The sequence below is a fragment of the Acinetobacter sp. YH18001 genome (genome assembly GCF_013416975.1).
Classification (GTDB): Bacteria; Pseudomonadota; Gammaproteobacteria; order Pseudomonadales; family Moraxellaceae; genus Acinetobacter; species Acinetobacter pseudolwoffii.
Map to the genome: position 1 here is coordinate 1 of NZ_VPEU01000006.1, position 13269 is coordinate 13269.

Here is a 13269-nt window from a genome sequence, read left to right on the forward strand (position 1 = left end):
GAGCGTGAACTTGAAGCGCAGACTTTTACGGTGAAAGAACTGGCAACCGCAGAGCAATCGAATGTACCATTTACGGACTTCGTTGCATTTTTTAGTGCTAAAATTTCTTTAAAATAATCGATAAAACCATCAAACTGACAATAAAATAGAGGTTCACCACGTTTTAAAATTAAATCTTTCTTTGTGTCATGCCATTCGAATGCCCACATCAAAGGTCTTGGCCAAATGTGAATCGGAAAACGTCCGCCAAAAATAGTACCTGGTAAAGGATTTTTACGGTAATGTCCAAAAGCATCGAGTTGAGTGATATAGACAACTTCGTCTGCAATAAAGCAATAAGGAAGCTTTAACTGTAAGATCGGTACGTTAGGAGTACGCCATTCATTTTCATTCACGAGTGTTAATAATTCACGTAACTTATTACCACGAACAGGAGAAGCATCACCTAAAATATTCACTAAGCTCGGCTTACCAGTTTGATCACGATCAAAACGTAGATGAAAGTCAAATGGGCAATTGATAACGAAATATCTGCTTTCAAGTTGTAATACAGCAGGACAACGACTGGCTGATTTAGCATGCTTTTGTTGTGACTGTGAGCGCATTCGATAAGGAGGTTCAAATAGAATTGAGGCTTTATCGTCAGTTAAAAACCATCCTACTTGAATTGGTCCTTCCTCAATATGTTTTTCACTGTCTTGTACTGTAAAGTGAATTTGCATGATTCTTATTCGCAAGTATTAATTCTTTCATTATAACTGAAGCAAGTATATTTTTTATACAAAATTTTATATTTCTTATCCAAAAAATTTAAATAAATCTTAAACAAAATAATGATTTATTATAATTTTAACAAAATAAGTGCAATAGTTATCATATTTTAGTTTTATTGATAAAAATACCTAATATCGTAAGTTACACTAGACTTACTCTTTATCTTCATCATTTCTAAAATTATTACCTTCATAAAGTTTCTTTTGCTTTATTAAAATGGATATCAACATAGGTAACAAAAATTGTACAAACGATTAGGGCTCCCATATAGGTTACTTCAACTGTATTTCATCATTCACCTTTAATATTTTTCTAAAAAATAAGTTGTAGAATTTTTCTCTCATTTCACACTTTTGGAGTTATCTATTTTTTTCTTTTGCTAAGCTCTGGCTCAAGCAATCCTGCTTTAACAATAAAAAAGGAGTAGACATACAATGTCTATTACTAAACTTTATCGAGTGAAAGATCTCGTTAATTATCCAGCACGTGCTGGTAAGGTCTTTGTAGATCGTTCTGGTCGCACACGAAAACTCTCCCATCGTGAAGCAACCATTGGCTTACTCAACATTTCAGAGTCCATGCTTTGGAAACTCGTAAAGCGCGGTGACTTCCCTGCACCGACCTATATTACTGCAAGCATGCCAACATGGTCTGAAAGTCAAATCAATGAATGGATCTCAAGTAAAAATAGAGCTGTATAGCGACTATTTTATTTCCCTTAAAGCCTGCCAGTAGACAGGCTTGAATCTTTTTGAAATAACGTTGTCTCAATCTTTCTATCGTTTAAAAGGTCATACAAATAATCCGCCCATTTCTGCATCATTTCTCGGCGATCTTCTAAGAACTGTGTTCTGTTGTATGCAGTACCGTTAGGATCTTTAACTCTATGCGCTAACTGATGCTCGATATGTTCTGCTGGCTGCTTAAAAATCTCAGCCAATAGTGTTCTTGCTGTAGCACGTGAACCATGTGCCGTATGCTTTCCTGCAAAGCCGATTCGCTCTAGCGCTTTATTCATTGTGTTTTCTGAAATAAACCCTTTACCCTCTCGTCCAACAAAAATATATTCGTTTTCTGGATAGAGATTAATAATCGAATCAAGTAGCTCAATTGCTTGGCTTGAGAGCGGAACAATGTGGTCTTGTTTGGTTTTACTCGCAATAAACTTTAAACAATGATTTTCTCGATCATAATGGGATTTTTTAAGCTGGCGAATCTCACCAGGTCGTTGAAAAATGAGTAGAGAGAGTTTTATTGCAATTTGGGTAGTAATTAAACTTCTAGGATGTAGTTCACCGTAGCCCCATACAGCCTTAACAAGTAAAGCTAACTCACGTGGTTCAACAATTGCGGCATGATTTTTCTTTGGTGGTGATGGGAGTTCAATATCCTCAACCGGATTATAAGTAATGAGTTTTCTTTTTCGAGCAAATTTGAAGATTTGATTTAAGTCTGACTTTAACCTTTTTGCAACAGCGTATGCTTTCCTCTCGAGAATAGGCTGAAATACCCGATCCTCCAATAGCTCCAATGTTAATTGATCAAAGCTCAACTTGCCTATATATGGCAGTGCGTCATGCTCTAAGCGACGAATTGTTTCGCTGTCTTGCTTTTGTTCTACTTTTCGCTTGTCTAGCCATTTAGATGCAATCACGGCAAAGGTATTTTCTATTTCATGTCGGCGTTGGTGTTTAGCTTGTAAACGTTTTGTTGTTGGATCAATCCCCTGTTGAATAAGTATCTTGTACTCATCTCTAATTCTACGTGCATCTTCTAAAGAGATTTCGGGATACGTACCGAGGGATACTTCATTGCGCTTGTTTGTATATGGGCGGGTATAATTAAATATCCAATACCGACTACCATTCGGATCAACACGAAAATAGAGATTTCCGCCATCACCAATCTTTATGCTCTTTTGAGGATCCGCTTTAAGTTTTTTAATCTGTAGCGCTGTGAGCTTATTTTGAGTACGTGCCATGATAAAAAACCACGCAAAAAAAAATGTAGTAAGTTTTAACTTACTACATTTCTTACTACTTTATAACCGTCGATTTACGTCAAGTGTCAACGTGCGTCATACCGCTGTATTCCAACTTTAACCAATATAATCAATCTCTTATATTGCGTTAAGCAATGTTGGAAAGTGTTGTATGGCGGAAGCGGTGAGATTCGAACTCACGGAGGACTCACACCCTCGTCGGTTTTCAAGACCGGTGCATTAAACCGCTCTGCCACGCTTCCATGGGCGCAATAATACGGCGCTTTTATGTAACTGACAAGTGAAAGTTACAGTGAATCTGATTAACTGCATATAGTTTCATCAAATCCCTACAATTTGGCGGCCAATTCGGCTCCTTCACGAATGGCACGCTTGGCATCCAGCTCGGCAGCCAGTTTAGCCCCACCAATAATATGATATTGTGCCAAGGTATTTTCCCCGGCAAGTGGCATCAAATCTTTTACCGACTCCTGTCCTGCACACACCACAATACTATCCACACGCAATAATTGAGCGTGGCCATCCACCTCAATCCATAAGCCTTCATCGGTAACAGATTTATATTGCACACCGCGCAACATGCGCACCGCGTGTTTTTTTAATTGGGCACGATGTACCCAGCCTGAAGTCTTGCCTAGGCCTGCGCCAAGCGGTGTCTTTTTACGTTGTAATAAATAAATTTCACGAATAGGTGCTTCAATTTCTGCACCTTGCATGCCGCCTTCACTGACATAATTTGGATTCGGGTCTACACCCCATTCACGTTTCCATTCATTCACAGGTTGCGGCTGTACCTGATGCGGCGGCTTTAACAAAAACTCGGACACATCAAAACCAATACCGCCTGCACCAATGACTGCAACACGATCTCCGACTGGCGCACCGCGTAGTACTTCTGCATAAGACAAGACTTGCGGTGCCTGACTGCCTTCGATCTTAAGCGCTCGCGGCACGACACCAGTCGCGACAATGACTTCATCAAAACCTTCACGCTCCAGCTGTTCACGGTTCACTTGGGTATTTAATCGCACATCAACGCCGGTTTTTTCCAATTGGACTTTAAAATAACGAATCGTTTCGTGAAACTCTTCTTTCCCCGGAATGACTTTAGCCAGATTAAACTGTCCACCCACTTCATGACTGGCCTCAAACAGCGTCACATCATGCCCGCGACTGGCTGCGACTGTGGCCGCAGACAGCCCTGCAACACCACCACCGACCACTGCAATACTTTTGGCTTTTTTGGTTTTGACATAGACCAGTTCGGTTTCATAGCCGGCACGTGGATTGACCAGACAGGTTGCGCGCTGGTTTTTAAAGGTATGATCCAGACAGGCCTGATTACAGGCAATACAGGTATTGATTTCATCAACACGATTGGTCGCGGTTTTATTGACCCAGAAGGCATCTGCCAAGAATGGACGTGCCATCTGCACCATGTCTGCCTGGCCGGAAGCCAGAATTTCTTCAGCAGTATCTGGCATATTGATCCGGTTCGATGCAATGACCGGCACCGCCACGTGCTTTTTCACTTCAGCGGTATAATCGACAAAAGCTGCACGCGGTACAGAAGTCACAATGGTGGGAATACGTGCTTCATGCCAGCCAATACCGGTATTGAGTAAAGTAATCCCCGCCTTTTCCAAAGCTTTAGCCACGGTAATCACATCTTGCATGGTATTGCCATCATGTACCAGATCCAGAAGCGACAAACGGAAACAGATAATAAATTTTTCGCCAATTTCCTCACGAATCGCTTTGACAATTTCTACGGCAAAACGCATCCGGTTTTCGATCGGGCCACCCCAACGGTCAGCACGCTGATTGACATGCCGGCTTAAAAACTGATTCAGCAAATAGCCTTCAGAACCCATGATTTCTACGCCATCATAGCCGGCTTTTTTGGCAATACTGGCCGTTCTGACATAATCCTGAATGGTATTCAGAATCTGTTTATCTGACATTTCACGTGGTTTAAAGGGAGAAATCGGCGACTTGATCGGGCTGGCCGAGACCACAAAAGGCTGATAGCCATAACGTCCGGCATGCAGAATCTGCAACAGAATTTTGGCACCATGCTTATGCACTGCATGCGTCACCAAACGATGCGGCGCAATGTCCCCCAAAGTATTCATGGTACCGCCCGCCGGTAACAACCAGCCTTGACGGTTGGGCGATATTCCACCCGTAATCAGCAGACCTGCGCCACCCTTTGCACGCTCACCAAAATACGCAGCCAGTTTGGGATAATTATAAAAACGATCTTCTAGGCCAGTATGCATCGACCCCATCACCACCCGGTTCTTAATGGTGGTAAAACCCAAATGCAGTGGCTTTAAAATGTTGGCATAGCGCGTCGTAGTCATAACAAATCCCTGATTATATTTGGCTGAGCAAGTCATTCCCTTACTTTAACTGATTTTCAGTGGCTTTTTATGACCCGGAGTTCAGCATTTTCAGGCACAAATATCAATCTTTAGAAGAGGATCACTTTCTATTTGGCGGATTAATCCTGCCATTGTCGCGCGCTAGATTTCCATAATGCAATCACGCCCAATACTGTACCAATCGGAAAACTCAGGAGCATCAGGATGGCCATAATTCTGGATAAAGTCCGTCCTGAACCATTGCCCTGTTTGACTTTGATGCTGGCCTGTATATTAAAAAATACCAGGCCGCCTAAAAGCAGCAGCACCATACCTAAACTCAGCGTAGAAATACTGGCTTGCTGATATTCCAGATATAAAAATACCAGTGTACTAAAACCAATCAGACCGGCATAAATCCCATGCAACAGTGCCAGCGTTTCATTCTTGGTTTTAGGATTTAAATTAGGTAAGGGTGGGATATGAGTCGCCATGCATTTATTCCTGTTTTATCTGAGTTTTTAACTTTATTCGGCTGAATATAGCGAATTTTTACTTTTTTAGCAGGATTCTGCTCAAAATCGTGCGATTTATGATTATTTAAGCCTATTGAATATAGATTTTAAAACGAGTTTTTCTTTTCTAAAGCAAACCTAAATAAATTAATGATACAATTGAGACAATATGTATTTTTTCAGGCCACCAATTCTGGCGTGCCTATTTCATATCATTAGGATGAACAATGTCTGATAATGCAACTATCTTGCAGAATGTCCCAGTAGGTAAAAAAGTTGGTATTGCCTTCTCTGGTGGTCTAGATACTTCTGCTGCTCTTTTGTGGATGAAACAAAAAGGCGCTGAACCTTATGCTTACACAGCGAACTTGGGTCAGCCAGACGAAGACGATTACGATGCGATTCCAAAAAAAGCTGAAGCTTATGGCGCAGTAAAAGCACGCTTAATCGACTGCCGTTTACAGCTTGCATTAGAAGGTATTGCTGCAATTCAATGTGGCGCGTTCCACATTTCAACTGGCGGTGTTCCTTACTTTAATACGACTCCTCTTGGTCGTGCTGTTACAGGTACCATGCTTGTCACTGCCATGAAAGAAGATGACGTCAATATTTGGGGTGACGGTTCTACTTACAAAGGTAACGACATTGAACGTTTTTACCGTTATGGTTTGTTGACCAACCCTGCGCTTAAAATTTACAAGCCTTGGCTAGACCAAACCTTTATCGATGAGCTTGGCGGCCGTGCAGAAATGTCGCAGTTCCTGATCGACAACGGTTTTGACTATAAAATGTCAAAAGAAAAAGCCTACTCAACAGATTCAAACATGTTGGGTGCGACCCATGAAGCCAAAGATCTTGAATACCTGAATGCGGGCATCAAAATCGTGGATCCAATCATGGGCGTTGCCTTCTGGAAAGATGACGTCGAAGTGAAAGCTGAAGAAGTATCGATTACTTTTGAAGAAGGTTTCCCTGTTGCGATCAACGGTCAACGTATCGAAGATCCAGTTGAATTCATTCTTGAAGCGAACCGTATCGGTGGCCGTCATGGTCTAGGTATGTCGGATCAAATCGAAAACCGTATTATCGAAGCAAAATCTCGCGGTATTTATGAAGCTCCGGGTATGGCGCTGCTTCATATTGCTTACGAGCGTCTTGTGACCGGTATTCATAACGAAGATACCATCGAACAATACCGCATCAACGGTTTACGTTTAGGCCGTTTGTTGTACCAAGGCCGTTGGTTCGATTCTCAAGCGCTGATGTTGCGTGAAACTTCACAGCGTTGGGTGGCTAAAGCCGTGACCGGTACTGTGACTTTAGAACTGCGTCGTGGTAATGATTACACCATCATGAACACTGAGTCGCCTAACCTGACCTATGAAGCTGAGCGCTTGACCATGGAGAAAGGTGATTCTATGTTCTCTCCAATGGATCGTATTGGTCAGTTGACCATGCGTAATCTGGACATTACCGATACCCGCGCAAAACTTGGCATCTATACAGAAACTGGTTTGCTTGCAGTGGGTACAGCATCTGCAGTGCCACAACTGAAAGACAAAAACTAAGTTTTGTTTTTGTTAAAAAACCGCTCTTGATGAGCGGTTTTTTTATGGATAGTTGTTCTTGATGTTTAAAGCATCGAACCATTGGCGGTATCTGAATTGACGGAACGAAGTGATTGATAATAAATCTGATTGCGCCCAAGCTGCTTGGCACGATACAGCGCCTGATCTGCAATTCCCAATAATATATCTTTATCAGTATCTGTTTCACCACGATAGACGGTAATGCCTAAACTGATGGTAATATGTCTCGCAACCAAAGATTTTTCATGGGGAATTTCCAGACGGTCAATCGCCTTGAAAATATTTGAAGCTACGGCATAAGCACCATGTGCATCTGTTTCTGGCAATAACACAACAAACTCTTCCCCGCCATAACGCGCCACAAAGTCCATATGACGGATCGCATTCTTGATGGTTCTGGCAATGGTTGAAATAACATCATCGCCTTTCTGATGCCCATAAAAATCATTATAGTTTTTAAAAAAGTCCACATCGATAAACAGGATCGCCAAGGTAGTGTCTTCACGACGGGCCCGTTCAAAATACACTTCAAGCGTTTCATCGAAAGTTCTCCGATTGGAAATCTTGGTCAGTTCATCATACTGGCTTAAATGTAACAATTCGGTGGTATGAATACGCTGGATCTGCTCACTGATTCTGGCCCGGATACTGTATAAAAAAATCACACGCTCACGCGCGAAAATCATATGACTAATTACATAACCCAGTAAGCAACTCCCAATCAGAATTCGCCCAAAAACCAGCGGATTAAAGTCTATGGCCATGATTGATAATACAATAATGGTCGTTGCTGCAGCGACCAGTCCGGTGACCAGCATCTGTACAGGCTTAATACCGGTCAGGATATAACCCAGAATATAAATAATGGTGACGATTGCCATCGACTGATGTTGTAACGCTGGGGTTTTAACCAACATCGTGATACAGGAAATGGACACCAGCATCCAGAATACCAGCAGCATTGAAGCTTGCAGAAAAAAGCGCTTGATCTTGGGTAAACAGGAAAACATATAAAAGAGAATTAATGACATACCGCCATTCAGTAGCCCGAACATAGACAGCACAAAATCATGCACGAAATATTCTTTACTGATAATCCAGTAATCTGTGGGGATCATCACCACCAGAAAAATAAAATAAGCCAATACCCCACCCCAAACATATTTTTCGACATGTTTGCGGGCACGTTCCAGATTTTTTGTCCAGAATTCCTGTTCCAGATGTTGAGGGAAGACCGGGCCTACACGCTGACTTTGCCGTGTAATTAATTCTTCTATGTTTTCCTTGTCATCTTGTAATTTCGCTAAACTGTACTTGTATTCCATTGCAAGTATTTATGTAATTTTTTTAGTAATTTTAAAATAACATACTTTTTCAAATTAATTTATAGATATCCCTTATTTTGTAGCCCTTTCTCATTACCATTTTTGCTATAGATGGATTATCATTTGTTTTATTTGTTCGACTGAATTTGCCTTGAATACGATTACGATTCTCCAGCCAGATGATTGGCACGTTCACCTGCGTGATGGTTTAGCACTTCAACGTACTGTTCCCGATTTAGCCAGACAGTTTTCTCGCGCAATCTGTATGCCGAATCTGGTACCACCCGTTAAAACCGTTGAAGAGGCCAATGCCTATCGTGAACGCATCATGGCGCACGTACCTGAAGGGATAAATTTCGACCCGCGTATGGTGCTGTATTTCACAGACAACACCCCGGCAAGTGAAGTTAAAAAGATCAAAGAATCTGCGCATGTCAATGCCATCAAGCTCTATCCTGCGGGTGCAACCACCAATTCTGATAGTGGTGTCAGCGACATGAGCAAAGTGTATGGCGTAATTGAGCAGCTTGAAGAGCATCAGGTACCTTTATTGCTGCACGGTGAAGTGACACATAATCATGTCGATATTTTTGACCGTGAAAAGCGCTTCCTGGACGAAGTCCTCGCACCCTTGCTCAGACAGTTCCCTAAGCTGAAACTGGTGTTAGAACACATTACTACCAGCGAAGCAGCAAACTTTGTGCTTGAGCAAGACCGTAATGTCGCTGCAACCATTACGCCGCAACATTTATTGTTCAACCGCAATGACATGCTGGTGGGTGGCATCAAGCCGCATTTCTACTGCTTGCCAATATTAAAACGTCAAACCCATCAGCAAACCTTGCTGGAAGTGGCGACTAGTGGCAATCCTAAATTTTTCCTAGGCACCGACAGCGCACCACATTCAAAAAATGCAAAAGAAAATGCGTGTGGCTGTGCAGGATGTTATAGTGCGCCGACTGCCATTGAGCTGTATGCTCAGGCATTTGATCAAGTGGGTAAAATTGAACGTCTGGAAGGTTTTGCCAGCCACTTTGGTGCAGACTTCTATGGCCTGCCACGTAATACCAGCACCATTACACTGGTTAAAGAAGATCAAGTAATCCCTGAAAGTTTAGACTATTTGGATGGTGAACAGATTATTCCGCTCTATGCGGGTAAAACCATTCAATGGAGAAAAGTGTGACAAATGAAACCCTCCCAATCATTGGTCAACGTTTTCGTGGATTCTTACCTGTAGTTGTCGATGTCGAGACGGCAGGTTTTAATGCACAGACTGATGCATTGCTGGAAATTGCGGCCATTCCGATTGTTTATAATGAGGATGGCCAGTTTGTGCCGGGTCAAGCTTACCATGCACATATCAATCCTTTTGAAGGGGCCAACCTCGATCGTAGGTCACTGGAATTCATCGGCATTGATCCGTCAAATCCGATGCGAATTGCCATGGCTGAAGATGAAAAAACCGCATTAAAGCGTATTTTCAAATCGGTCAATGACGTGCGCCGTCAGCAAAACTGTACCCATGCGGTTTTGGTGGGTCACAATGCACATTTCGATTTAGGTTTTGTTCAGGCAGCAATTGCCCGTACCGGCACCAAAAACCAGAACCCGTTCCATAGTTTTTCTGTGTTTGACACGGTGACCTTGAGTGCGGTGATGTTTGGTCAAACCGTACTGGCGAAATCCTGTATTCAGGCCGGGATCGATTTTGATGGCAAAGAAGCTCACTCTGCGTTATATGACACACAGAAGACGGCTGAACTGTTTTGCTATATTTTAAACAAACTCGCGCCTCACCTGCTTGACACTCTGGTGGCGGATCAATAAGATACCGCCATCTTCTAAACGTCCCTATCGTCTAGAGGCCTAGGACATCGCCCTTTCACGGCGGTAACCGGGGTTCGAATCCCCGTAGGGACGCCATCTATTTTCCTCTCTTTTCATATTTTTATTTTCCAGCGACTTAAGCTGCTTAAATCTTACACATTTAAAGCCCAATTAATGCAAATAATTCTCATTACTATTGATTGTAGCAATCAAGTTAATGATAATCGCTTTCATTATCTTTCAAAGATTTAACCTTCTCATGCGTTTTGCCTACTCTTCACTTTCACTTGCTATATTGGCAGCTTTATCAACCTCTAGTTTCGCAGAAGAATCCAGTTATCAAGAATCTGTCCCCAATAAGGCAACGCTTAAGTTCAACACGATTATTGTCGAAGCTCAGCAAGGAAATGAAGTTGGGAAAACGGTTTATAGCAAAGAAGATTTAGCAAAAACGCCGAATAGCTCAAAGAATATAACTGATTTTTTAAAGGTGAATCCGAATGTGCAGTTTAGCCAATCACAGTTAGCAGCAGGCTCACAAGGTGAACTTAAACCCTCTGAAATTTCTATCAATGGTGCTCAAACCTTCCAAAATAATTTTATTGTGAATGGCGTATCCAATAACCTATTAATTAACCCTGCTGATGGTCCAAGTAACTACAATACATTTAGCACTGGCTCTCAAGCGATGGCTGTCAATACAGACTTACTGTGTGATTTGGAAGTACTCGACAGCAATGTTTCTGCTGAATATGGTCAGTTTACCGGTGGCGTGGTCAATGCAAAGACCTGTGCACCACAAACTGAAATCGGAAAGATTCATGGTACTGTCACATATGATTACACAGAAAGTGACTGGGCTCGCTTTAATGCTGTTAGCCCATTAGAAGAAGAGCTCTTTGAAGAGCCGACTGAAGCCTATCAAAAGGAATATACCAAACAAGGTTTAAGTGCCAATATTTATGGCAAGCTTTCAGAGCAATGGGGGTTTAATAGTTATGCATCAAAACGTAAATCTATTATTCCTGTAATGAGTGGTTTTGATGACCCGAAAAAAATTGATCAAGAACGCAGTAATACCAACATTGGTTCAACCTTCTTCTATAACCCAAGCGAGACAGTGAAAGCTAAATTTGGATTTGATTATGCTTTACTTGACAGCTTGAATTATGCTGAAAGCCGTCGCAACTCAGCCAGTACGCTTGACACAGAAACGACAACAATGTTTTCAGAGTTAGAACACCACATAGGATCTGTAACATTAACGCATAAACTCAACTTCCAAAGTGCTGATAATGTCCGAAACTCAGAAAACAACTATGGTTTTATTTGGCATTATGCTGAAGGCAGTAAAGATTGGACCGACTCAAAAACCGTATCTGAAGGTACGCTTTTTGGTCAGCTAGAACAAAATCAAACTGCGCTCAACTACGACTTAAAAGCAGCCTTTGATCCATTCAAAATTGGTACGACTCAGCATAAGATTACAGCGGGTACAGGATACACTCATGCAGAAGTGGATTGGAAACGTGCCTCTGATGTATATATGTCAAATGTTTCAGCTGTCAATATGAAAAATTTAGCTAACAATACCTGTTTAGCTGATGATGCTTTATGCGATGCGACACCCACGATTCAAGGTTGGACAGGACAATATGTCGCTGCAGGTTCATTGTATAAAGCTGGACAATTCTCTGCTCAACAAGACCGCTTCAATGCTTTCCTTGAAGACAACATTCAATGGAACGATCAATTATCGACCCGAGTAGGTGTCCGTGCCGACTACGACTCTTTAAGCGGTAATTTCAATATTTCTCCACGTAGTTCCGTGTCTTATAAGCCCTTTGCAAATGACAAACTGCAATTTTTAGCAGGCTGGAATCGTTACTATGGTCAGCAAACATTAGGCACCGAACTCAACGATGGTATTGGTGAGTTGATGTATAAATTCTCACGTGAGAATCCGCAGGCGGACTGGGTCACATCTGCAACGAACTCAGCAAATGCCACACGTCGCTCTGACCTAGACACACCATTTAGTGATGAAACTGTTTTGGGTATCAACACCCAATTACATTCTTGGGATTTAGGTCTTAAGTGGGTGAATCGCAAATACCAAGATGAAATTTCACGTACCCACACCGATATCCCAAAAGATGGTTTCAACTTCTCTTATGAATATAGCAATGATGGTCATGGTGAAGCCGACATCTACACACTCACATTAAAAAATCGTGAAGCTTTGAAATTCGCTAGTACACAGCATTTCATTGCTTTTGGTTTTGACTATAGCGATGTATTCCGCAGTTATACCGATTATACCGACAAATTCATAACCGCAGATCAAGATGAACTCGTGTCCTATAACGGTAAAATTATGCATTGGTCAGAGCGTCCTGCACAAAACTTCAACCAACCATGGACTGCCCGTGTAAATTGGGATATTGCTTTCGATCACGCACCAGTAAAACTTTCAAACTTCTTTAGCTATAAAGACAGTTACGACGATATGATCACAGTGACCAGTAAAGATGACAAAGTAGAATATGAAGGTAATCTTCTTGATACTTATATTGCTTCTGAAATTAAACCTAAATTTATCTGGGATATGCGTACAACTTATGATTGGAAACTTTCAAAAGATTTACATGCAATCTTTGGTTTAACTATTAACAATGTAACTAACCGCACCAACACGTATACCACCAAATCAACAATCGCAAGCAAACCAAGAGTTATGACTGAAATCGGCCGCCAGTTTATCGCCGATGTCACTTTCAAATTCTAAGTTTTATAGAGAGCACTCCGGTGCTCTTTTTAATTTGCTTAGGCTATAATTAATGCAATTTCGTACTTTGTCTATGTGCC

General features: G+C 41.7%; 10 protein-coding genes and 2 tRNA genes. 6 read left to right on the plus strand and 6 right to left on the minus strand.

Annotated features, from left to right (window positions below):
- On the minus strand, positions 1-722 hold a 722-nt coding region (locus FTV48_RS03460; RefSeq protein ID WP_306669355.1), incomplete at its 3' end, for a hypothetical protein.
- Between the two features lie 486 nt (positions 723-1208).
- Between FTV48_RS03460 and FTV48_RS03465 the strand changes: the two genes are divergently transcribed.
- The gene (locus FTV48_RS03465; RefSeq protein WP_179999416.1) at positions 1209-1475 is read left to right on the plus strand and encodes an AlpA family transcriptional regulator; all 267 of its coding nucleotides are present in this window, start codon (positions 1209-1211) and stop codon (positions 1473-1475) included.
- A 17-nt stretch (positions 1476-1492) separates the two neighbouring features.
- On the opposite strand, the gene FTV48_RS03470 is transcribed toward FTV48_RS03465, so the two are convergent.
- The 4 genes from FTV48_RS03470 to FTV48_RS03485 all read right to left on the minus strand — a co-directional run bounded on the left by FTV48_RS03470 (position 1493) and on the right by FTV48_RS03485 (position 5636).
- A complete protein-coding gene (locus tag FTV48_RS03470) occupies positions 1493-2758 on the minus strand; it encodes a tyrosine-type recombinase/integrase (protein ID WP_373683526.1) in 1266 nt (421 codons plus the stop codon).
- 170 nt (positions 2759-2928) lie between these two features.
- Positions 2929-3018, minus strand: a tRNA-Ser gene (locus FTV48_RS03475).
- Positions 3019-3105: 87 nt separating this feature from the next.
- A complete protein-coding gene (locus FTV48_RS03480) occupies positions 3106-5142 on the minus strand; it encodes an NADPH-dependent 2,4-dienoyl-CoA reductase (RefSeq protein ID WP_100357220.1) in 2037 nt (678 codons plus the stop codon).
- A 140-nt stretch (positions 5143-5282) separates the two neighbouring features.
- A complete protein-coding gene (locus FTV48_RS03485; protein WP_100534377.1) occupies positions 5283-5636 on the minus strand; it encodes a hypothetical protein in 354 nt (117 codons plus the stop codon).
- A gap of 248 nt (positions 5637-5884) precedes the next feature.
- On the opposite strand from FTV48_RS03485, the gene argG reads away from it, so the two are divergent.
- Positions 5885-7225 carry an argininosuccinate synthase gene (gene argG, locus FTV48_RS03490; RefSeq protein ID WP_100328771.1) on the plus strand — a complete coding sequence of 447 codons (1341 nt, stop codon included), beginning with the start codon at positions 5885-5887 and terminating at the stop codon, positions 7223-7225.
- A 65-nt stretch (positions 7226-7290) separates the two neighbouring features.
- Here the strand turns inward: argG and FTV48_RS03495 are convergent, their stop codons facing one another.
- A complete protein-coding gene (locus FTV48_RS03495; RefSeq protein ID WP_179999420.1) occupies positions 7291-8571 on the minus strand; it encodes a diguanylate cyclase in 1281 nt (426 codons plus the stop codon).
- 151 nt (positions 8572-8722) lie between these two features.
- Here FTV48_RS03495 and pyrC point away from each other — a divergent pair, with 151 nt between their 5' ends.
- The 4 genes from pyrC to FTV48_RS03515 all read left to right on the plus strand — a co-directional run bounded on the left by pyrC (position 8723) and on the right by FTV48_RS03515 (position 13189).
- A complete protein-coding gene (gene pyrC, locus FTV48_RS03500) occupies positions 8723-9757 on the plus strand; it encodes a dihydroorotase (RefSeq protein WP_034608601.1) in 1035 nt (344 codons plus the stop codon).
- Entirely contained in the window at positions 9742-10401 is a 660-nt protein-coding gene (gene rnt / locus FTV48_RS03505) for a ribonuclease T (protein ID WP_034608604.1), read from the plus strand. Before pyrC ends, rnt begins: the two co-directional genes overlap by 16 nt.
- A 20-nt stretch (positions 10402-10421) precedes the next feature.
- Positions 10422-10497 (plus strand) — tRNA-Glu (locus FTV48_RS03510).
- Between the two features lie 163 nt (positions 10498-10660).
- The gene (locus FTV48_RS03515; protein WP_100328773.1) at positions 10661-13189 is read left to right on the plus strand and encodes a TonB-dependent siderophore receptor; all 2529 of its coding nucleotides are present in this window, start codon (positions 10661-10663) and stop codon (positions 13187-13189) included.
- The last annotated feature ends 80 nt before the right edge of the window (positions 13190-13269 follow it).

Coding starts and splice junctions, on each gene's coding strand:
- rnt (WP_034608604.1), top strand. CDS start 9,742: ATGGAGAAAAGTGTGACAAATGAAACCCTCCCAATCATTGGTCAACGT.
- argG (WP_100328771.1), top strand. CDS start 5,885: ATGTCTGATAATGCAACTATCTTGCAGAATGTCCCAGTAGGTAAAAAA.
- FTV48_RS03480 (WP_100357220.1), bottom strand. CDS start 5,142: ATGACTACGACGCGCTATGCCAACATTTTAAAGCCACTGCATTTGGGT.
- FTV48_RS03515 (WP_100328773.1), top strand. CDS start 10,661: ATGCGTTTTGCCTACTCTTCACTTTCACTTGCTATATTGGCAGCTTTA.
- FTV48_RS03465 (WP_179999416.1), top strand. CDS start 1,209: ATGTCTATTACTAAACTTTATCGAGTGAAAGATCTCGTTAATTATCCA.
- FTV48_RS03485 (WP_100534377.1), bottom strand. CDS start 5,636: ATGGCGACTCATATCCCACCCTTACCTAATTTAAATCCTAAAACCAAG.
- FTV48_RS03495 (WP_179999420.1), bottom strand. CDS start 8,571: ATGGAATACAAGTACAGTTTAGCGAAATTACAAGATGACAAGGAAAAC.